Source organism: Massilia sp. 9096 (assembly GCF_000745265.1).
Classification (GTDB): Bacteria; Pseudomonadota; Gammaproteobacteria; order Burkholderiales; family Burkholderiaceae_D; genus Telluria.
In genome coordinates this window covers 3756356-3776016 of record NZ_JQNN01000001.1, presented here as the reverse complement: position 1 = coordinate 3776016, position 19661 = coordinate 3756356, and the positions used below count along the sequence as shown (strand labels likewise).

Here is a 19661-nt window from a genome sequence, read left to right as displayed (position 1 = left end):
TGTGCATCAATGATTTTCCCCTACGGAAAAAATTAAACTTCGGTCAATCCTTCGGCGTCCGTGTGACACGGCCGCGCGAAGCCGATCCAACCCGAGTTTTCCCAGGGCCGCATCATGAAACATGCTCCTCGCGGGCGGCTGGCATGGACGCTGGTCGTCACCGTCATCGTCAAGTGCGTCGTGCTGTACGGCCTCTGGGCCGCGTTTTTCTCGCATCCGCAAGCGCGCCACATGCGGCTGCCGGACGGCGAACTCGAACGCCATCTATTTTCAATCAGCACGCTCAACAACAAGCAGGTTCAATCATGCCTCCACTCGACGACGTCGTAGCCCTGTCGCGGCTACAATTCGCAGCCACCGCGCTGTATCACTTCCTGTTCGTGCCGCTAACGCTGGGCCTGTCCTGGATCCTGGTCATCATGGAAGCGGTCTATGTCATGACCGGCCGCCAGGTGTACAAGGACATGACGCAGTTCTGGGGCAAGCTGTTCGGCATCAACTTCGCCATGGGCGTGACCACCGGGATCACGCTCGAGTTCCAGTTCGGCACCAACTGGGCTTATTACGCGCACTACGTCGGCGACATCTTCGGCGCGCCGCTGGCGATCGAAGGCTTGATGGCCTTCTTCCTCGAGTCGACCATGGTCGGCCTGTTCTTCCTCGGCTGGCAGCGCCTGTCCAAGGTCCAGCACCTGGGCGTGACCTTTTGCGTGGCGCTCGGCTCGAGCCTGTCCGCGCTGTGGATCCTGATCGCCAACGGCTGGATGAACCATCCGGTCGGCGCCGAATTCAACTTCGATACGATGCGCATGGAACTGGTGTCGATCGGCGCCGTGATCTTCAACCCGGTGGCGCAGGTGAAGTTCGTGCACACCGCCGCCGCCGGCTACGTGACCGCCTCGATGTTCGTGCTCGGGATCTCGTCGCTGTACCTGCTCAAGGCGCGCGACGTGCAGTTCGCGCTGCGCTCGTTCGCGATCGCGGCCGCCTTCGGCCTGGCTTCGACGCTGTCGGTGATCGTGCTCGGCGACGAGTCCGGCTACACCGCCGGCGAAGTGCAGCAGGTGAAGCTGGCCGCGATCGAAGCGGCCTACGACACCGAACCGGCGCCGGCCGGCCTGACGCTGTTCGGCTTTCCCGACGACGAGCGCGAAGTCACCGATTACGCGCTGCGCATGCCCTTCATGCTGGGCCTGATCGCGACGCGCTCGGCCGACACGCCGGTGGTCGGCATCAAGCAGCTGCGCACGGCCAACGAAGCGCGCATCCGCGACGGCATGACGGCCTACGCCTTGCTGCTGCGCCTGAAGTCCGGCGACAAGTCGGCCGCGGCCCGGACCGCCTTCGACGCGCACAAGGCCAACCTGGGCTACGGCCTGCTGCTCAAGAAATACACGCCGAACGTGGTCGATGCGACCGAAGCCCAGATCAAGCAGGCGGCGGCCGATACGATTCCGAAGGTGGCGCCGCTGTTCTGGTCCTTCCGCGGCATGGTCTTCCTGGGTTTCCTGTTCCTGTTCATCTTCAGCGCCGCGGTGTGGTTCATGGTCAGGAAGCGCCTGGCGCCGCAGCGCTGGCTGCTGCGCCTGTGCGTCTGCGCGATCCCCTTGCCCTGGGTCGCCGCCGAGCTGGGCTGGGTCGTGGCCGAGTACGGCCGCCAGCCCTGGACCATCGCCGGCGTGCTGCCGACGCACCTGTCGGTGTCGAGCCTGTCGGCCGGCAACCTGTGGTTCAGCCTGGCCGGCTTCCTCGGCTTCTACACGCTGCTGCTGGTGGTCGAGATGGGCCTGATGATCAAGTACTCGCGCCTGGGCCCGGCCAGCCTGCATACCGGCCGCTACCACGGCGAAGCGGTCCAGCAGCCGGCGCATCCCACCCTTCACGCTTGAAAGGCATGCCATGTTATTCGATTACGCAACCTATAAATTGATCTGGTGGGGCTTCGTCGGCGTACTGCTGCTCGGCTTCGCGCTGACCGGTGGCTTCGACTTCGGAGTCGGCGTCGCCTTGCCCTTCGTCGGCCGCGGCGACACCGAGCGCCGCGTCGTCATCAACACCGTCGGCGCGACCTGGGAAGGCAACCAGACCTGGCTCATCACCGCGGGCGGCGCGCTGTTCGCGGCCTGGCCGCTGGTCTACGCGGCCGCGTTCTCGGGCTTTTACGTAGCCTTGCTGCTGTGCCTGTTCGCACTGTTCTTCCGCCCGGTCGGCTTCGACTACCGCAACAAGATCGCCGATCCGCGCTGGCGCAGCACCTGGGACTGGTGCCTGTTCGCCGGCGGGTTCGTGCCGCCGATTATCTTCGGCGTCGCCTTCGGCAACCTGCTGCAGGGCGTGCCGTTCCGCTACGACGACATGCTGCGCCTCGAATACGGCGGCACCTTCTTCCAGCTGCTCAACCCCTTCGGCCTGCTGTGCGGCGTGCTGGCGCTGGCGCTGATGTCGATGCACGGCGCCACCTGGCTGCAGCACAAGACCGAGGGTGCGATCGCCGAGCGCGCGCGCCTGATGGCGATGATCGCGGGGGCGCTGAGCATCCTGCTGTTCGCCGTCGGCGGCTTGTTCGTCGCGACGACGATCGACGGCTACCGCATCGTCGCCATGCCGGACGCGAACAGCGCCTTCCTGCCGGCGGCCAAGACGGTGGTGCGCGCGGCCGGCGCCTGGCTCGACAATTTCGGCCGCTGGCCGGCCTTGTGGATCCTGCCCGCGCTGGGCCTGGGCGGCGCGGCGCTGGCCTGCCTGTTCAGCGCGGCGCGGCGCGCGCTGCCGGCATTCCTGGCCAGCGGCCTGGCGACCACCGGCGTCGTGCTGACCGCGGGCGCGGCGATGTTCCCGTTCGTGATGCCGTCGTCCGCGCTGCCCGGCCACAGCCTGACCGCATGGGACGCCGTGTCCAGCCACCGCACGCTGGCCGTGATGTTCTGGGTCGTGATCGTGATGCTGCCGATCGTGCTCGCGTACACCGGCTGGGTCTACCGCGTCATGCGCGGCAAGGTCAGCCGCCAGCACATCCTCGACAACCAGCACACCGCTTATTGAACCAACACGAAAGGATTCCGTCATGTGGTACTTCACCTGGATGCTCGGCCTCGGTTTCGCCGTCGCCGTGGCGATCATCAGCGCCATTTACCTTGAGACTAACTACGCCTTCGGGCATCGTGACGAAGAGACGACCCGGCGGCGGTTCGAGCGGGCGCGCGTGGGGGAAGGGGCGCGTGAGGAGGTTGGTTTGGAGGGTCGATGAGGGAATGTCGTGGTTTGTCCGAAGCGGCCGATCCTGCCCGCTCATCAATACGAACCATGGTAGACGGTAAAAGAGATGGGTGTTCGGTTTAGGATTGCCGCGCCCATTTGTTGTATTTCCGACACGATCAGCTCGGCCTGCACTGATTCGGAAGTCTTCGTCGAGCTCTGCGATCCAGACTCATCTAGGTGCCGGGCTGTTGCTGCTGCTTGGCCTGTTCATTGCTCATGGCGATCTGCGGTTAGAGGGAATGCCCCCGCTAATGCTTGCCATCGGCCTGCCATTGGTACCCAATCTGTATTGGGTTCTGGACCCTTGTCAAGCGTCTCGTCAACACGGTTTTAAGCGCATGTCCTAAGCTGCTCAGATGAAGGCGCAAGCATTGACCGTCATGATGTCACGGCCCCGCCCGTTTAACTATGAAGGGGCGACCGAAGTCTGGTACGGTGCATCGCGTTGCGGGGCACGACGTCATCATCGAGGTTAGTTTGCTCGACGTTGACAGCCAGCGCCCAAAGGGAGATCGGCAGTGCGTCTACACTTGGCTTAGCAGCGTGCGGCTGCGGAAGGGCAAGGAAGAATGGCAGCTGCCGACTTGTGCCGTGGCCCATCATTGAAAGGCATGTTGCTGGATTAGATCGGCATGGTTGCGGAGGCGGTTGAACGGTCGAGGGAGCATCGATGCGCTCATTACTGAAACAAATATTGTTGGCCGCGTTCGCTGGCTTGACTGGGTTGCTGCTTTTCGGCGCTAGTGCAGCAGAGTCGGCGTGGCGGATGCTGGCCATGGCGGTCTTGCTGTCGGCGGCCGTAGTGGTCCTGTTCGTTACGCGCGACATGATTCATCTCGGGTTGCAGCGCTGGGGCGTGTCCACTACCAAGGACACGATTTTTACCCATTTGTGCGCCGGACTGATGCTGCTGCTTGCGATCTCTGCCGGGTCCGACAACGACCAGCGACTTCAAGACGCGGCTTGGTTAGGGCTGGTGTTTGGCCTTCCGCTGTCGGTTTATGCATTCAGGTTTCTCTACCGTACAATTCTACGCTGCGACTGATTCGTCCTCTGGCTAAACGGACGGCTCATGTTGCTCTGATTGTAAGTGGAGGTTTGTTAGGCGATCTAAGAGTCTCTAAGCTCGCTGGGTACGCCCAACTGGAGAGCTTCACGCCACATCACGAACATTTCACGCTTGTCCGCGTTATTGCGATGACCTTATTGGTGGTGCTGATGTAGGTGTGGGCTGGACGAGCCCAGACTTCGGCGCACAAAAAAACCACGTTCCCAGAGCGAGATACGCGGTTTCATGGACAATGCTGAACTACTACGGATGAGTAGGTGGTGCCTCCGGCCGGAATCCAGAACGTAGCATAATCAATGACTTGGCTAGGCTATGCGTAATTTGTGCGTGCGTCCGTTGAGATTTAAAGATTTTTTGGCCAGATTTGCGAAGGCGCACTGTCGTTGCCGAGTGCTTGACGTACAAGCAGTCATGTTCAATAAGTAACCGCCAAAGTAAGGCGAAAAAATGTCAAGGCGACCTTGATAAGTTGTCTACAAAAACATTCACAGATAGCAATATTTTGTAGTCAACGTGGCGACCTTCTTCTATACTAGGCAGGTTAATGTACGCCAAAAATTAGGTTCGTATGACGACTGACCCAGCCAAAACACGAATCTATCACATCACAGATGTTGCTAATCTGCAAAGCATTATTGATGAAGGAGCATTGCTGTCTGATGCAGCTATGAGGGCATCAGGCAAGGACGTAACGGAAATTGGATACGCAACTATCAAGTGGCGTCGATTGAACACCTACAGAGTCGATTGTTGCGAAGGGCGGTTTGTTGGAGAGTTTGTACCGTTCTATTTTTGCCCCCGTTCGCCAATGCTCTTCACCATCAACAAGGGAAACACTGGTCGACCGCCTGGTTGCCAGACCACAATCCTGCATCTCGTTAGCAACGTGAACCGAGCGTGGAGCCTTCAACAGCCTTGGGCTATTAGTGATGGTAATGCAGGTGCAGCCTATACAACATTCTCTAATGCAACAGATGCACTGGAGCATGTTGCTTGGGAAGTCGTGCGCTCCGATGCTTGGAGTGGCGATAGAATGAATAAAAAAGCGACGGAATTTTTAATCGAAAAATCGTTTCCAGTAGATTCGTTGCTAGGCATTGGAGTGCATAACGAAAAGATTGCGGCTCAAGTCAATAAAATATTGGTTAAAAATAATATTGACCTGCGTGTCATAGTTAAGAAAGATTGGTACTTCCCATAATATGATTAAAATAACAGACGGTAATTTGTTAACTGCCGAGGTGGAGGCACTTGTTAACACAGTTAATACCGAAGGTGTTATGGGGAAAGGCATTGCCCTGCAGTTTAAGCTAGCTTACCCCGGTATGTTTAAGGCTTATGAAGTGGCCTGTAAAAATGGCGAAGTAAAGCTTGGAGAAATGCATGTTTTCGATTTGGGTGGTCTAGTAGACGGTCATCGCTGGATTATTAATTTCCCAACGAAAGGTCATTGGCGTTCGCGCAGTAGGTTGGAAGATATTGTAAGTGGGTTGAAATCGCTTGTAGCTACAATAGAAAAGCTTGGTATTAAATCAATAGCCATTCCTCCTCTTGGTTGTGGAAATGGTGGTCTAGCGTGGGATGATGTTAGGCCACTCATCGAAAAAGCTTTTCAACATCTTCCGAATGTCGATGTATTAGTTTTTCCTCCATCTGGAGCGCCAGATGCAAAAGTAATGCCGATTCGTACTACTCGTCCCAAAATTACACCAGGACGGGCTGCACTGATCAGTATGATGGAGCGTTATCAAGCCGGGCTGCTCGATCCCTTTATGAGTTTGTTAGAGATACATAAGCTAATGTATTTTTTGCAAGAGGCTGGGCAGCCTTTACGTTTAAAATACGAAGCAAAATTGTATGGTCCTTATGCGAGCAACCTCCGCCAAGTCCTAATACATCTGGAGGGTCACTATATTGAAGGATATGGTGATGGAATTGATAGCCCGACCAAAAAGATCGGGCTGAAGCCGGGAGCTTCTGAAGCAGCCAAAGAAGAGTTGCACGCCGATAGTGATTTGATGAGCCGAATAATTCGGGTTTACAAATTAATCGAGGGCTATGAAGATCCGTATGGGTTAGAGCTGCTTAGTTCGATGCATTGGGTACTGGCACATTATCCAGATGCGCGGGAATCGGTGGATCGAGCTGTTGAGTTGGTCCATAGTTGGAATCCTCGGAAACGTAAAATATTAAAAGCTGTTCACTTACGTTCAGCTTGGGAAAGGCTCAGGGATCAAAGGTGGGATGAGGAATCAGCGAGCTCTGTGCATTAATCATATCAAATAAGAAAAGCCGCCTTTTAGGCGGCTTTTTCCATTCCCGCCTGTGAAATCATTAATTCTTATTATTTGTTTCCTTGTCTGCGCAAACACGCTCTAACTTGACTCTAAGTTAGGATTGTCGCAACGGGAGTCGGCAGGCGGCCTTCTGTAGAAGCCTAGGTGAGGTACTACTATTCGCGAACCTGCGACTAACTGAAATTCAGATCGTAGGAAACAGGCCCAATGTGTGATTTTCGCTACAGCAATGTTCTCGGATGTTACTGTACTATTAGCATCTGTACGTAAACGGAGACGAACATGGAAGTATGTAGGGACTGTGGAACGACGGGTCACACTAAGCGGGTCACGCGTGGTTCGCTCTTGATCGAAATCGTACTGTGGCTCTGCTTCCTGGTGCCTGGACTGATCTATTCGCTATGGCGCATATCGACTAGATACAATGCGTGTAGAGCCTGCGGTAGCCGACACGTTGTTCCTTTGAACTCACCGGTTGGGGCAAAGCTTGCTGCAGAAAACGGACATGCTGGAACCGTAGAGCGCTCTGGAGCTGAAAAATTTGGTCGCGCGGTTGGACGCATGTTCGCGTCGCGCCGATAAAAAAGCCACCTCGAGGGTGGCGTTTCGGTTCCCGATCGCGGAACCGTTTCGGTTCCCGATCGCGGAACCGTTTCGGTTCCCGATCGCGACCTTAGTGCTTGTCCTGGTACTTCATCATCCACGCAAACACTTCCTTGGCTCGATACCGGGCGTGGCCCTTGCCGCCGGTGGTAGTCGGTAACCTGACCGCCTTCGGGAAGTCTGGCTGCGGCGCCAGGCGCTCGCGTACCTGCGCCTCGCTGAGCTTCATACAGGACGCGATCGTCGCGATGTCCCACATCTCGTACTCGAAGGGGATTGCCGGCCGGATGCGATCGGCTAAAGCCGCGGCCAAACGGTTGATGAGGTCGTTATCGTTCGTTTCCATACTCACTGGTCTGTCTTGGTCTGGGCTTGTACAGCGGTCACGCGTGCGGATTTTCGTTTGCCTGAGCGCTTCCTAAGTAGCCGGTCGCGGACGATCCTGTCGATCGCGTCGCCAAGAGTCATGTCCTTGAACTCGATGAACTTCTCAAGCGCGTGCTGCACGTCTTGTCTAACGACGACTGGAGGCAAGATGGCCTTGCCCTCAGCCGCCAATTTTTCGCGGCGCCGTGCCTGGCGTTGAGAGTCACTTAATGCATTTCCCGTCGACGGCCGGCCACGGCGCTTTTCGGGTTTTGGTGCTTCCGTATGGTTGGCGATGGTCGTCATGCTCGTTACTTGCGCAAGGAATTAACGTGAGAAATCACGGTTTTTCTACGATGGGAATTGAGGCCGAAGCTCATGCCGATCTGTCGCGCGAGCGCGGAGGCGAAGCCATAATGCCGGCCCAACAGGAGGCGCAGCGTACGGCGGACCACCCATGCCGTGACCGGTGAGCGCGCAAATGAAAAGAGAATGGTCGTTAGCATGACGCGCTCCCTTGAGCTGTGTCGGTATCTGCTGCAGACGGCACTGCAAACACATCGCGCAGTTGCGAGTGGAACTGGAGCCATGGCGCCACATCTTGGTTCAGCTCGCGGAGGGCTGCCGCATTCTCATCGAGCCTTTGTTGGATCGTCGCCTGATAAATCAGGTGGCCTAGAGCACCAGCGTCTTGGTAAGCTTTGGCGTCGGCTATGCGTGCGGAAATCAATGCGTGCACGATGGTGGATATAGCTTCTCTGCTGAGGTCTCTCATGCATTTCCAGTGTTAGGATTGGCTTTTGACAAGGGGAATCGAAATGAGTGAACGTGTAGCAAGCCTGGAAACTCTGATGCATCAAGCTTCAATGACAGCCGACGTCTATTTGCACGAAGCCATCGAGGCTGTCGAAAAAAGAATGGGGGAAGGCGCGGCAGAGAAATTTCCTCAGATCGTCGCGGCCTTCATCCAAGCTGCTTCTCATGACTACTTGGCGGCTGTAGTAGCCGGGCGGGTTGCACCGGCGCTCGAAGACATTGCACGGCTCGATGTTGGTGATTCGATGCGCGGGTTGGGGAGCGCGATCGAAGAAGCAGGGCAGGCAATTGCTGCAGGCTTGTCATCGTAAGCAATTGCCTCATCTGCAGCGATGAAAAACAGGCCGCTAGGCGTGCATTCACCTTGGTCTGCGCGGGCGGATGCGCAGGCCGGCGCTGCTTGAATTCCAGTCACAAGCGAAACGTCTTTGAGGATCTGAGGAGCGGCGCATAGCATCCCGTCCTTGATCGTTTTGATGACGTTGGCGCATTTCACGCAAAGCGGGCCCGCCGCTGCGACGTTAACGGTTTTGATCGTGCTCATGCATGCTCCAGGTTGGACGGCTGAGGTTTCCTGACAGGTCCGGCCTTGCCGGCGTCAGGGGTATAGAAGCCAAGGTCGAACTCGGCGGACTTGATGCGCACATGGACGAGCCAAGCGGTAAATCCGCGTTTCGGTTGGTGGGGCGCGGGTGCCGGTTCCGAGACCTGGTAGCCGCGGTCGCGCATCAGCTGCAGCACGCGCGGCAGGTAGAGGCGCTTGCCATCGTTCGACACTTGGTCAGGAGTGCAGACGTGTGCACTGCAGAACTCAGCGAGCTGAATTCGGTTCCGCTCATCCTCGAGCGCCTGGTGCAGCTCGCCGGTACCGATCGCTGGCGTCTGCGCGCGGGTATGGGATGCGCGCTTCATGCCGGCACGACCGTAATGCCGAAGACGGCGTCACCTTGCTCGGCGGCGACCAAGTCATAAGCTGCCGCTGAGTTATAAGCGGGGCGGAAGTAGTGCCTTACCGGTTCACCAGCCTTTCTCAGCGTTACAAGGAAGTAAATCATTGTGCTCTCCAGACATCAGCCCTGCCGGGCTTGGTTGCGATGGATGCATACTACGCATTATATTTTAATGCGTCAATCGCATGTAACGAGCAAAATAATTTAAGCAACATCCATTTGCACGGTTGTGGTCGGGTTCGATGGCAAAAAAAAGCCCGCTAGTAGCGGGCTGAGCTGAAGGAGAAGCGCCAAAACACGGCGTTTACTAGCATTTGAATCCGTGTGGCAATCGAAGATGTCTAACTACTGGCAAAAACTACTGTATAGGTGTACAGTTGTTTACATTCACACGCGAGCGCCTCATGAATGAAGTTGACGAACTCATAAGTATCTATGTGACGATGAGCCCAGACGGCCGAGATCGTCTACGCTCTATGGCAAAGCATATGCAGAGGCGCTTTCCGCTTCAGAACCGACCCATGCTATCGCTTGTTAAGAATGCTGACGACGTCAAGCCGCTCAATCACATCATCGATAGCAGAGTCGATTACAGCTCGATCCGAGGCATTGGCGAGGCGGTAAACAGTAAGTAAGCGTACTTCGTCTGCGGCTTGGGATATTGCCGACCGTATTTCCTGGGTGGCTGGATGCCTGTACCCATCAGACACTGCGGTTGGGATCTCTTCGTCATCGAAGAACTCGACGACTCGGACCAGCAAGGCCTGCGCAATAGCGCGGAGGACATCTTCGCTAGCCCATTGCTTTCCGCGTTCGATTCTTGAGAGATTGCCGTCAGTAAGACCTGCCCGACCCTCAACTTCCGCAAGGGTCATTCCTTTGGCGACTCTTATCGCCCTGATTTTTTCGCCTACGGTCATGCGCTGAATTGTGGGATTTTGATGCGCGGCTCGCAAGGCGTATTGCGCATCACCGTGTTCTCGTATAAAGTGCGGATTACGCATTTTTGGAGCGAGACATTCCATGAAATCACCTCTTCGACTAGCTCGTGAAAAACGGGGCATGACACTGGACGCATTGGCCAAGATCGTAGGCAGCGACGTTGGGAATCTAAGTCGCATCGAGCGTGGGGTCCAGGTGCCGGGTCCGCAGTTGGCTGAGCGGATTTGCAGCGAGTTTGAAGGTGAGGTGAACGAGCTTCAACTCATCTACCCATCCCGTTACGTCGAGACTCCAGTCTGCTCCGAAACACGGCAGTAACCAGCGGTCTTTTAACTTTCTAAATTTTCCTAACGAAATTTTGCTAGTGAAGCGTTGGATTCGCACATCTAAAAAGTTTCTCACTGGAAATAAGGCAGCGCAAGAGTTTGACAGATTTGAGACAGCAGATGGGATGGAACGATGCGTTGGCGTGAAAACTTACTCAGCGAGTCGACGCTAATGCCATCGCTTGCATCGATCACTCTCCAAATGCTCTGCGGTTCGCTGTTAGGGCCGCCGCGTACTTGGAAACCAATGATCACGAGTCTGCCGCCTGGAAAAAGCGCGAAAGCATGCGGCTCAATGGATCGTACTAAGCCCCGATCATGCCAATGCAGCAGATGTCGCTGTTGAACGGCTTCTATGAGATTCATCGTTGGTCATCCATGTAGTGAGCTTTTTAACAATGCAAATTTACATCGAAGTAAATGTTTGCAAAACCAAAACAAAGTAGGAGGCTGTATGGGGTTGCGTCAAGCGAAGCTCGATATGATCGAGAGGGTAAAAGGTGGATGGGATGTTGCGGCCGCATACCTCGGCATGTCGCCTGCAGCCTTGCGTAACCGCATCTACGAGGTCAAGGATCAGAAGCTGTCCGATGAAAAATCCCTCGCGCTGCAGCAGCTGTCGGAGACTACGCACTACGTTGACGCGATCGCACAGGCCAGCGGCGGCGTGTTCGTCAAGCTGCCGGACACCGAGTGCGAGAACGAAGATCTGATGAAGAAATTCAATCAGCTGTATGTCCTGCTGGGCAATTTTTCGCGTGACTTCGACAGCGCATTGAGCAATGACTGCATCGTCGACAAGCAGGAAGAGGCCGTTCTCGAGCGCGATGTCATCGGTATCCAGAAGTCGGCATCCGAGCTGCTCGCGCTCATCGTCCGCGTCTACGGGATCAACCATCGCGGAGGCGCACATGGCGGCGAATAAGCATACCGGGCCGCGCCGAGGCAGCTGGCCGTACCGTGCGCTGGGCTACCTGCACATGCTTGGCCAAGAGAGCCTTTATGGCTGGATGCAGGAATCGTCGTACGAACAGTCAGCGCGCGACTTCCAGTACGAAGTCGTTGAGCGCCTTTTGTCCTGGCACCTGGTCGAGCTGGTCAACGAGTCTTACCGTGTGACGTCCGCCGGCCGCTCTTACCTTGGCATCGTCGATGCCGCGGCTGCGGTCGGCGACGTTGCCACGTCGCGCCAAGCCGCGCCGCAACGGCCGCTGTCCACACAGAACAGGCCGGCGCTGCGCGTCATGCGCCCAGGTGCGCTCCACTACCGCGATATCCCGTCGCGCCTGGGTGACCAGGTCATCCCGCATGGGAAGAAGGCAGCAGCGTGACCCTGGACGATTTTTCCACAGTTGGGCGCGCAGCGCTCAACTCCATTCATTCGCTTCTCGAAGAGTGGTTCCCGAACGGCGTCAAGGAAGGAAACGAATTCTGCATCGGATCTCGGTCCGGCGAAGCCGGCCAGTCGCTGCGTATTCGCCTTACTGGAGAGAAGGCTGGGGTTTGGTCCGACTTTTCCGACGGCGCAGCCGGCGGCGATCTGATCTCGCTCTACGCCTTCAAGCATGACCTCAAGCCCGGCCAAGCGTGCAGGGCGCTCGCCGAGCGCCTGGGCATCACGATCGCGGACGTTACCAACCGGCGCCCGAGCGATATTCGTTCTTTCGTCAAGCCTGCGCCAGCACGACTGAATCCTGCGCCTGCGCCAGCGGACAAAGGGGTAGGAGCACCGGCAGACGGTAAGAAAAAACCATCCTGGACACCGATTTTGCCGGTCCCAGCCGATGCCGGTCCGTATCCAAAAGCGCACGTGGTGCGCGGCAGGCCAGAGGCGCACTGGGAATATCGCGACGAGGCCGGCCAGCTGCTGGGCGTGATTTATCGCTTCCGTCGATCGGACGGCGTCGGCAAGGAAGTGCTGCCCTGCGTGTTCGCTGCATCCGACACCGGTAAGCGCGAATGGCACTGGATGGCGTTTCCTGAGCCGCGGCCCCTGTACCTGCGCGGGCCGCACCGTCCGGACGTGCCGGTCCTCCTGGTCGAGGGCGAGAAGTGCGTCGACGCCGCGGTGTCGATTCCGATGATGAACGATACGTTCGAGATCCTGTCCTGGTCTGGCGGCAGCAAGGCGATCAAGAAATCGGACTGGTCCTCAATCCGAGACCGTGACGTTATCGCCTGGGCTGATGCAGACGCAAAGGCCTACAAGGAAGGCCACGAGCATGCCGGCAAGCTCATGCCAGAGCACGAGCAGCCGGGCATGGGCGCAATGCTCAAGATCGCAGAAATCCTGCGCGAGCAGGGCTGCAACGTTCTGTTCGTCGATATCCCCCCGCCTGGTGAAACGCCCGACGGATGGGATGTGGCGGATCTGATCGAAGGTGGCGCGACCGAAGAAGAAGTCATGCGCTGGGCGACGAAGCTGCGGGCAGTCGACGCGGGCGCGCCGGCGCCGGCGGCACCGAGCCGCGTCGAGGTGCATGACGCGCATGACGAGGTGCCTGCCTGGGTTACCGAGCAAATATCGGAGCAGTTCGAGGACGCTTCTACCCCTTTGCCCGCTGGCGCAGGCGGCGACGATCGCCGGGCCTTGCGGATGAAGCTGATCCCGACCGCTAACGGCGGGATCAAGGGTTGCCGCGAAAACGTCTACCTGGTGATGGAGGGCGATCCGAAGCTGTGCGGCGTGGTCGGTCTCGACCTGTTCTCAGGGCTGCAGGTGAAGCTGCGCAAGACGCCTTGGAAGAGCACGCCGGGCGAATGGACGGAATCCGACGACTTCGAGCTCGGGATGCACTTGGCCCAGAACTACGGCCTGGTACTGGCATCGGTAGGCGATATCGAACGGGGCGTCGCGCAGGCGGCACGCCGGCACCAGTTTGACCCCGTGATCGACTACTTCGACCGCTGTGCCGCCGGCTGGGACGGTCAGAAGCGCGTCGAGACGGCGCTGTCGCGCTATTGGGGCGCGGCCGACTCCGAATACCTGCGCCTGGTCTCAACCATGTTCTTCATCGGCATCGTGATGCGCGGCTACAAGCCAGGCGTGAAGAACGACCATGCGCCCGTGTTCGAGGGTGGCCAGGGCCAGGGCAAGTCGACCTCGCTGAAGGTGTTGGGTGGCGACTGGTTCGCCGATACGCCCTTTCGGATGGGAGACAAGGATGGCTACCTGTCGATCCAAGGAGTGCTGCTGTATGAGGTCGCCGAGCTCGAGCAGTTCAACCGCTCCGAGGTGACCGCGATCAAGGCGTTCATGTCCAGCACGGTCGACCGCTTCCGAGAGCCCTACGGACGCCGTATGAAGAACGTGCCCCGCCGGTGCGCCTTTGCGGCGTCGACCAACGAGGATGCGTACTTCAAGGACACGACGGGCAACCGGCGCTTCTGGCCGGTGGAGACCGGGAAGCTGGATGTTGAAGCGTTGAAGGTCGACCGCGACCAGCTGTTCGGCGAAGCGATCGCGCTCATGAAGGCAGGCGTGCAGTGGTGGCCAACCTTCGAGCAACAGCGCCGCCTGATCGACCCGGTGCAGCAGAGCCGGGAGATCCCGGACCCATGGGCTGGCCGCGTCTGGGAGTACCTGGAAGGCATGGACTCCGAAGGAAAGCCAACGATGGCAGGCAAGCTCGTACGCGTCACAGCGCGCGAGCTGCTCATGCGCGCCTTGCATATCGAGCTGTCCAAGATGGGACCAGCGAAGGCCGAGACGATGCGTGTAGGCGCGATCATGCGCAAGTTCGGTTGGACAAAGCACCGCGAATCGAGCGGCGCACGCGAGTGGTACTACGAACGCCCTGCAGCGGTAGCGGGGCAAGGGGCAGACACGACTGGAGAGGACGATGAGCCGCTCCCGTTTTGATCAACGAGCCGGCGCGCTGCCGGCGTCTCACCAGGGATCGTGGGCGCTTCGTGCGCAGGCGGAAAAGGTGATGGCGTCGACTTCGCATGCGGTCTCGTCCAACCTGCAGCGTCTATCCGTCCAACCTATGTTTTTTGAGGTTGGACGGCTGGAACCCGCATGGATACTGGGTTCGTCCAACCTCCTAACCTCGCCAACCGACATGCGCACGCACGTATACCCGCGCATGCGTATACGCGTGCAACGAGTGGGTAGGGAAGATTCTGCCGCTGGCAAAACAAAAAAACAGGTTAGACAGGTTAGGAGGTTAGACAAACCCAGCATCCATGCGGGTTCCAGCCGTCCAACCTATCCGACCAACCATTTCGAGGTTAGACGAGAGAGCGGAGAAAGCGATGGCGTCAGGTGATTTGAGGAAGGTAATGCCGGTCACGGCGCAGCTGATCGATGAGTTTCGAGCGGTCTTCGGCAAGGACAACATCGATGGGGTACTGAGGCGGGCAATGAAGGGCGAGCCGGTGTTTTACGCGAAAGAGAACGGGCATACGTTCGGGACACCAAGTCCGGCCAGAACGAGGGTGCAGTGGGACGAGAAGGGGTTGCCGTACGTGATCGAGCCGCACGAGCAGAAGCAGCGATGAATGGACGCACAGGGGCGTCAGCACAAGTGAAAGGGTGGGGAGAGATGGGAGCAGCGAAAGAGATGGATACGATTTTCGTCAATGTTGGCCAGGCGGTGCATGTGGCCTTCATGGTCATGAGCCAGCCGGCCATGCAGGCGGCGCCGATGCGCAAGGCGTTGATCCGCGCAATGGAGTCGATCCAGTTGGGCGAACACCAGCGCGAGTGGCTGGAGCAGCTGCGTGGCGCGCCTTCGGAATCGGTGAACTTCGGTGGCCTGACTGGTGACGAAGTGCGTGCACAGTGCATCATGATCACGGAGTCGGTGAAGCACCTGCCGCAAGCTGAGATGTGGACGCTGCAGGCGAAGTACGGCTACGTGGAATACGAGGACACGCCGCCCGAGGATATGACCGGTCAGCAGCTGGTGAACGCACTGCAGTGCGCGCAGACGGATGTCGAGTCGGGCCGAGAGAGGTTGCGCCTGGCCCGCCAGGATCTCGAGACGACCCGGGAGCAGCACCTGCAGTACAGCGCTCGCATCGCGTCGGCCGCGATCGAGGCGTCTGCGAAGGAACGCTACTTTTCCGCGCGCGATGAGGTGCGCGATGCGAGTGCCGCCCTGATCCGCCTCGAGTCGACTGCGCGGCAGGTACAGATCATCGTCGATCGCGCCCGCGGTGCGACCCTGACCGACGGTGTCGCACTGGCCCCCGGAGTGAGCGGCCGTCGCTTTGCGTTCTCGGCCGAACGCATCGATGCGATCAAAGGGCTGTCTGATTGGTTTCAGCCGATGTTCCCTCGTATCAAGCCGCTTGCGATCGACTGTATGCTCGGACGTCTGTTTGCGAGGCATGCAAAGGTCGACGGATCAAACCGCGACCTAGCCGATAACTTCGGCGGTAGCCACATGCTCTATCAGCGCGCGAGCTTCAAGATGCTGAACCATCTTCGCCAGCTCGAGCAGCTCGCCCTTCAGCACCTGGAGGAACGTCTCGTTCGGGACGGTGTTGCATTGCCGACAGAAAGTGATTGACGGAATTGTTCCAACTAGGATATATTTTCGCCATTCTCGAAGTAGTTGCGACTTGAGATTCCAAACACATTGAAGCCCTGTCCGGTGCAAGCCTGACGGGGCTTTTTGTTTCCGCGTTTCCCACCCGTTCGACCGAGCGGGCTTTGCCGTGTGCATTTGGTTGCACGCGGCATTTTTATTTGTGAGGTACGCCGTGCGCGAAGTCCCGATGATGAGAGTCGAAGTGGACGGCGTAGTGGTCCGCCGCCCTGGCGTGCTCGATCCGCTGCTCTATGACCGCACCGGCAAGATCGTCATGTCCCGCATGCGTCCGCAGACGCTGCCTGGAGAGTTGCTAGTCGAGCGTGAAGGCACGTTCCCGGCCATCGTTGGCGCTCAGCCGAAGCATGCGCAGGAAGTGATCCGACACCAGGTCGTCCGCGCGGTGTTGGGTACGCACCCGGCGATGTTGGCGAAGGAAGCCGATTCAGTTGCACTGAACTGCCTGTGCCACAGTCTGGCAGATGCGGCCGAGGCGAAGCGCCTGCTATGCCTGAACACTCCAGCCTTCCCAGCGCACACGCTGACCGACATGGTGCGCAACCTGCTGAAGCTCAACGAAAAGGAACCCGCATGATCCAGCTCATCATCGCTGCTACCGTCATCGTAGGCATCGCCGGTCTCGTAGTTGCAACCTGGTCGATCCACCGCGCGCATAGCTGCATCGTTGCACGTAACGATGCACTGTTCGAGCGCGTCGACGAGATCGTATTCCAAGGGTACAAGACACAGCATCGGATAGTGCAGACGTCTGCACAAAGCTTCAGGAGCTGATATGCCGAAGTCTGCGCCTCGCCCCTGTAGCTTCAGCGGCTGCCGTGTGCTGGTACACGATGGAAGCGGGCGTTGCGAAGCCCATCCCAAACAGCAATGGGTGAAGAGAGAGCCGGTCAAGCGCATCACCGGCCGGCGCCTGCAGGCCATGCGTGCAGCGCTGTTCGCACGCAACCCTTTCTGTGCTGAGTGCGAACGGAACGGCATCGACAAGCTGGCCACGCAGCGCGACCACATCATCTCCCTGGAAGATGGCGGACCCGACGACGAGACCAACGAGCAAGGCTTGTGCAATTCGTGTCACGAAGCGAAGAGCAAGCAAGAGCGGATCGCAGGGCGCCGGCGCCAGGTGGCCGGTCGATAGGCCGGGGGCGGGTCAAATCTCTGGGCCGTCACACACGGAAACCGAGTCCCTAACTTGAAATTTATGGGAACGAAAAACTACCCCCGGGGGGTTAACGTCTTCGAGGTGCGTGCATCGGATTCCGCCTCTAGTCCTCGGTAATACACGCGAACGGAGCGGGATATATGGATCAACTAAAAAATTTTGGCACGCTGCCGCCGGCGGTCGGTGGGGCCGAGGTCAAGTCGTCTGCCGAACTGACATCGCCTGAGGCGCCACCGGTGATCGGCTTGAACGACGAAGAGATGCTGGTCTACGAATACCTGTGCGAGTCGCTGCGCCAGGCTGGCATCGAGCATTTGACGGCAGGGATGCCGCTAGCCGTGATCGTGCGGACATATTGCGACTGGATCGTTGCATGCCAGGCCGTTAAAAAGAATGGGCGGGTGCAGATTTCGAAAACCGGGTGGGCTACGCCGACGCCGTGGGCCGATGACGAGAAGCGGCTCAAGATGGAGCTTGGCCAATGGCTACCAAAAGCATGTCTGACGATTCCGTCACTGGCGCGGGTGCGCAAGGACACGGGAGAGCGGGGCGGACAGGACGACCTGTTCGGCGATCTCGTAAACCACGCCACCAGCTCACCCGGAAGAAACTCCTCGAGCTGACGCCGCCGGTCCTGCACGAGTGGGACGAAGCGTATGGTCTCCCAGTGCTGCGCGGCGAGATCCCGACCGGGCGCCTGGTCTACCTGGCGGTGCAGCGGCATTATGGGGACCTCCTGAAGGGCGCTACGCGTGGCTTAGTATTCAGTCCGGCGCACGCCTGGCACATCATCGAATACATCGAGCGATTCTTTGTCCACATCAAGGGACCGCTGGCTGGCAAGCCGATCCTGCTGGACCCCTGGCAGAAGTTCTGGACCGCCGTCTTATACGGCTGGCGCAGGCAAGTCGATGGCGGCCGGCGCTTCAGCCGCGGTTACGAGGAGGTCGCCCGCAAAAATGGTAAAAGCACCTGGAAGGGGCCGCAGGGCGCCTACTTGTTCTCCATGGACGGTGAGATCGGAGCCGAGGTGTACGCGGTCGCCACGACACGCGCCCAGGCGATGACGGTCTTCAAGCCGGCCTTCGACAATATCAAGCGCTGGGTGCGCCGCTCGCCTGGCGTAGCCCGGTCGTTCAAGACCTACGCTGGCTTGAACCAGGAGAAGGTCGAGCTCGACAACTCGGTGTTCGCGCCGCTACCGGCGAATGCGGAAAACCTCGATGGTTTAAACCCCTCGGCGATCCTGTTCGACGAACTGCACGCGCAGCGCAGCCGTGACGTGTGGGACGTGATGGAATCAGCGCTTGGTGCCCGCAGCCAGCCCCTGCTGTCCGCGATCACGACGGCAGGCTTCATCCTGGATGGCATCTGCACCGAGATCCGCGACTACCTGATCTCAGTGCTCGAAGGGAAGCGCGTTGATGACGCCTTCTTCGGCTACGTGTACACGCTCGACCAGGACGACGATCCTTTCGTCGAGGCGAACTGGTACAAGGCCAATCCTGGGCTGGGTCGCTCGAAGACCCTGGAATACATGCGCGGCATGGCGCGCAAGGCAGGGGCGCTGCCAGGCGCACGCGCTAATTTCTTTACGAAGGACTTGAACATCTGGTGCAACAGCGCTGACGGCTGGTTCGACATCAGCATGTGGGACAAGGGCGGCAAGAAATTTGACCCGGCGATGCTAAAGGGCCGGCGCTGCTTCGGCGGTCTGGATCTCGCGTCGACGCGTGACCTGGTCGCCTACTCGCTGGTGTTCCCGCCGGACGAGGAGGGCGGCGACTGGTACATGCTGGTGTGGTTCTGGTGTCCCCAGGACAAGATCAACGCCGAAGAGCATGACGACGCGGCACCGTATAAGGCCTGGCAGGAGGCTGGTTGGATCACAGGCACCGAAGGCAATGTCACCGACTACGGCCCGGTCCGCCTGCGCATCCTGCAGTCGCTGCAGGACTTCGACGTGCAGGAGATTGGCTTCGACCGCTGGAACGCGCTGCAGCTGGCCAACGAGCTGCTTGAGCAAAACGTGCCGCTTGTTGAAGTGCCGCAGAACACCGGCGGCATGTACCCCGGCAGCAAGCTGCTCGAAGAGCTGGTGTACGGCAAGCTCATGCATCACCGCGGCAACCCGGTGTTGCGCTGGTGCGCGACCAACGTCGCGCTGTTGTTCGATTCAAACGGCAATTTCCGCCCTGACAAGAAGAAGTCGAATGCGACTGGCCGCATCGATGGAATCGTCGCGACCGTAATGGCGCTGAGTCGAGCCGTTGCCTACGAAACCCAGCCTGAGCCTGGAATTCTCAATCTTTGA

At 58.6% G+C, this 19661-nt stretch carries 28 protein-coding genes; 20 read left to right on the top strand and 8 right to left on the bottom strand.

Annotated features, from left to right (window positions below):
- The first annotated feature begins 114 nt into the window (after window positions 1-114).
- The 8 genes from cydP (at window position 115) to FA90_RS27720 (ending at window position 7206) form a co-directional block, all read left to right on the top strand.
- Entirely contained in the window at window positions 115-330 is a 216-nt protein-coding gene (gene cydP, locus FA90_RS16270) for a cytochrome oxidase putative small subunit CydP (protein WP_036170411.1), read from the top strand.
- Window positions 306-1889 (top strand): cytochrome ubiquinol oxidase subunit I, encoded by a 1584-nt coding sequence (locus FA90_RS16265; protein ID WP_036170410.1) that lies wholly within the window; start codon window positions 306-308, stop codon window positions 1887-1889. The genes cydP and FA90_RS16265 overlap by 25 nt, the downstream gene beginning before the upstream one ends.
- A gap of 10 nt (window positions 1890-1899) precedes the next feature.
- A complete protein-coding gene (gene cydB, locus FA90_RS16260; protein WP_036170403.1) occupies window positions 1900-3042 on the top strand; it encodes a cytochrome d ubiquinol oxidase subunit II in 1143 nt (380 codons plus the stop codon).
- 22 nt (window positions 3043-3064) lie between these two features.
- Window positions 3065-3247 carry a cytochrome bd-I oxidase subunit CydX gene (cydX, locus tag FA90_RS16255; protein ID WP_036170401.1) on the top strand — a complete coding sequence of 61 codons (183 nt, stop codon included), beginning with the start codon at window positions 3065-3067 and terminating at the stop codon, window positions 3245-3247.
- Window positions 3248-3928: 681 nt separating this feature from the next.
- A complete protein-coding gene (locus tag FA90_RS16245; RefSeq protein ID WP_156116751.1) occupies window positions 3929-4303 on the top strand; it encodes a hypothetical protein in 375 nt (124 codons plus the stop codon).
- Between the two features lie 592 nt (window positions 4304-4895).
- The gene (locus FA90_RS25805) at window positions 4896-5528 is read left to right on the top strand and encodes a DUF4433 domain-containing protein (RefSeq protein ID WP_081933887.1); all 633 of its coding nucleotides are present in this window, start codon (window positions 4896-4898) and stop codon (window positions 5526-5528) included.
- 1 nt (window position 5529) lies between these two features.
- Window positions 5530-6600 (top strand): macro domain-containing protein, encoded by a 1071-nt coding sequence (locus FA90_RS25800; RefSeq protein ID WP_036170395.1) that lies wholly within the window; start codon window positions 5530-5532, stop codon window positions 6598-6600.
- A 306-nt stretch (window positions 6601-6906) separates the two neighbouring features.
- Entirely contained in the window at window positions 6907-7206 is a 300-nt protein-coding gene (locus FA90_RS27720; protein WP_156116750.1) for a YqaE/Pmp3 family membrane protein, read from the top strand.
- A 91-nt stretch (window positions 7207-7297) separates the two neighbouring features.
- On the opposite strand, the gene FA90_RS16235 is transcribed toward FA90_RS27720, so the two are convergent.
- Genes FA90_RS16235 through FA90_RS16230 form a run of 4 tightly spaced genes read right to left on the bottom strand, consistent with a single transcriptional unit; the run spans window position 7298 to window position 8368 of the window.
- Window positions 7298-7573, bottom strand: a complete 276-nt coding sequence (locus FA90_RS16235; protein WP_036170393.1) for a hypothetical protein — start codon at window positions 7571-7573, stop codon at window positions 7298-7300.
- Between the two features lie 2 nt (window positions 7574-7575).
- On the bottom strand, window positions 7576-7899 hold the full coding sequence (locus tag FA90_RS26575; RefSeq protein ID WP_156116749.1) for a hypothetical protein: 324 nt from the start codon (window positions 7897-7899) through the stop codon (window positions 7576-7578).
- A gap of 5 nt (window positions 7900-7904) precedes the next feature.
- Window positions 7905-8099: a hypothetical protein gene (locus FA90_RS26570; RefSeq protein ID WP_156116748.1), complete on the bottom strand. Its 195-nt coding sequence runs from the start codon at window positions 8097-8099 to the stop codon at window positions 7905-7907.
- The gene (locus tag FA90_RS16230; RefSeq protein WP_036170391.1) at window positions 8093-8368 is read right to left on the bottom strand and encodes a hypothetical protein; all 276 of its coding nucleotides are present in this window, start codon (window positions 8366-8368) and stop codon (window positions 8093-8095) included. The genes FA90_RS26570 and FA90_RS16230 overlap by 7 nt, the downstream gene beginning before the upstream one ends.
- Window positions 8369-8411: 43 nt before the next feature.
- On the opposite strand from FA90_RS16230, the gene FA90_RS16225 reads away from it, so the two are divergent.
- Window positions 8412-8720, top strand: a complete 309-nt coding sequence (locus FA90_RS16225) for a hypothetical protein (protein ID WP_156116747.1) — start codon at window positions 8412-8414, stop codon at window positions 8718-8720.
- A 229-nt stretch (window positions 8721-8949) separates the two neighbouring features.
- On the opposite strand, the gene FA90_RS16220 is transcribed toward FA90_RS16225, so the two are convergent.
- From FA90_RS16220 to FA90_RS25795, 3 genes are all read right to left on the bottom strand, one after another.
- Window positions 8950-9321 carry a hypothetical protein gene (locus FA90_RS16220; RefSeq protein ID WP_036170387.1) on the bottom strand — a complete coding sequence of 124 codons (372 nt, stop codon included), beginning with the start codon at window positions 9319-9321 and terminating at the stop codon, window positions 8950-8952.
- A complete protein-coding gene (locus FA90_RS26565; protein ID WP_156116746.1) occupies window positions 9318-9464 on the bottom strand; it encodes a hypothetical protein in 147 nt (48 codons plus the stop codon). The genes FA90_RS16220 and FA90_RS26565 overlap by 4 nt, the downstream gene beginning before the upstream one ends.
- Before the next feature lie 419 nt (window positions 9465-9883).
- Window positions 9884-10384: a helix-turn-helix domain-containing protein gene (locus FA90_RS25795; protein WP_197065315.1), complete on the bottom strand. Its 501-nt coding sequence runs from the start codon at window positions 10382-10384 to the stop codon at window positions 9884-9886.
- Here FA90_RS25795 and FA90_RS16210 point away from each other — a divergent pair.
- Window positions 10383-10619 (top strand): helix-turn-helix transcriptional regulator, encoded by a 237-nt coding sequence (locus FA90_RS16210; protein WP_036170385.1) that lies wholly within the window; start codon window positions 10383-10385, stop codon window positions 10617-10619. The two genes, FA90_RS25795 and FA90_RS16210, sit on opposite strands and share 2 nt — an antisense overlap.
- An 80-nt stretch (window positions 10620-10699) precedes the next feature.
- Here FA90_RS16210 and FA90_RS26560 read toward each other — a convergent pair whose 3' ends face one another.
- Complete coding sequence (locus tag FA90_RS26560) at window positions 10700-10993, bottom strand: hypothetical protein (protein ID WP_156116745.1); 294 nt, start codon at window positions 10991-10993, stop codon at window positions 10700-10702.
- Window positions 10994-11081: 88 nt separating this feature from the next.
- Here FA90_RS26560 and FA90_RS16205 point away from each other — a divergent pair, with 88 nt between their 5' ends.
- The 10 genes from FA90_RS16205 (at window position 11082) to FA90_RS16160 (ending at window position 19661) form a co-directional block, all read left to right on the top strand.
- Complete coding sequence (locus tag FA90_RS16205; protein ID WP_036170383.1) at window positions 11082-11552, top strand: YmfL family putative regulatory protein; 471 nt, start codon at window positions 11082-11084, stop codon at window positions 11550-11552.
- Window positions 11539-11958: a hypothetical protein gene (locus FA90_RS16200; protein ID WP_036170382.1), complete on the top strand. Its 420-nt coding sequence runs from the start codon at window positions 11539-11541 to the stop codon at window positions 11956-11958. Before FA90_RS16205 ends, FA90_RS16200 begins: the two co-directional genes overlap by 14 nt.
- Window positions 11955-14489 carry a VapE domain-containing protein gene (locus tag FA90_RS25130; RefSeq protein WP_156116744.1) on the top strand — a complete coding sequence of 845 codons (2535 nt, stop codon included), beginning with the start codon at window positions 11955-11957 and terminating at the stop codon, window positions 14487-14489. The genes FA90_RS16200 and FA90_RS25130 overlap by 4 nt, the downstream gene beginning before the upstream one ends.
- A 395-nt stretch (window positions 14490-14884) precedes the next feature.
- Window positions 14885-15130: a hypothetical protein gene (locus FA90_RS16190; protein ID WP_051971862.1), complete on the top strand. Its 246-nt coding sequence runs from the start codon at window positions 14885-14887 to the stop codon at window positions 15128-15130.
- A gap of 62 nt (window positions 15131-15192) precedes the next feature.
- Window positions 15193-16146: a hypothetical protein gene (locus FA90_RS25125; RefSeq protein ID WP_156116742.1), complete on the top strand. Its 954-nt coding sequence runs from the start codon at window positions 15193-15195 to the stop codon at window positions 16144-16146.
- Between the two features lie 208 nt (window positions 16147-16354).
- Window positions 16355-16762: a hypothetical protein gene (locus FA90_RS16175; protein ID WP_156116741.1), complete on the top strand. Its 408-nt coding sequence runs from the start codon at window positions 16355-16357 to the stop codon at window positions 16760-16762.
- Window positions 16759-16959: a hypothetical protein gene (locus FA90_RS16170; RefSeq protein WP_036170379.1), complete on the top strand. Its 201-nt coding sequence runs from the start codon at window positions 16759-16761 to the stop codon at window positions 16957-16959. Before FA90_RS16175 ends, FA90_RS16170 begins: the two co-directional genes overlap by 4 nt.
- Before the next feature lie 100 nt (window positions 16960-17059).
- Complete coding sequence (locus FA90_RS16165) at window positions 17060-17323, top strand: HNH endonuclease (RefSeq protein WP_239700773.1); 264 nt, start codon at window positions 17060-17062, stop codon at window positions 17321-17323.
- A gap of 164 nt (window positions 17324-17487) precedes the next feature.
- On the top strand, window positions 17488-17970 hold the full coding sequence (locus FA90_RS27335) for a hypothetical protein (protein WP_156116740.1): 483 nt from the start codon (window positions 17488-17490) through the stop codon (window positions 17968-17970).
- Window positions 17971-18014: 44 nt separating this feature from the next.
- Entirely contained in the window at window positions 18015-19661 is a 1647-nt protein-coding gene (locus FA90_RS16160; protein WP_051971859.1) for a terminase large subunit, read from the top strand.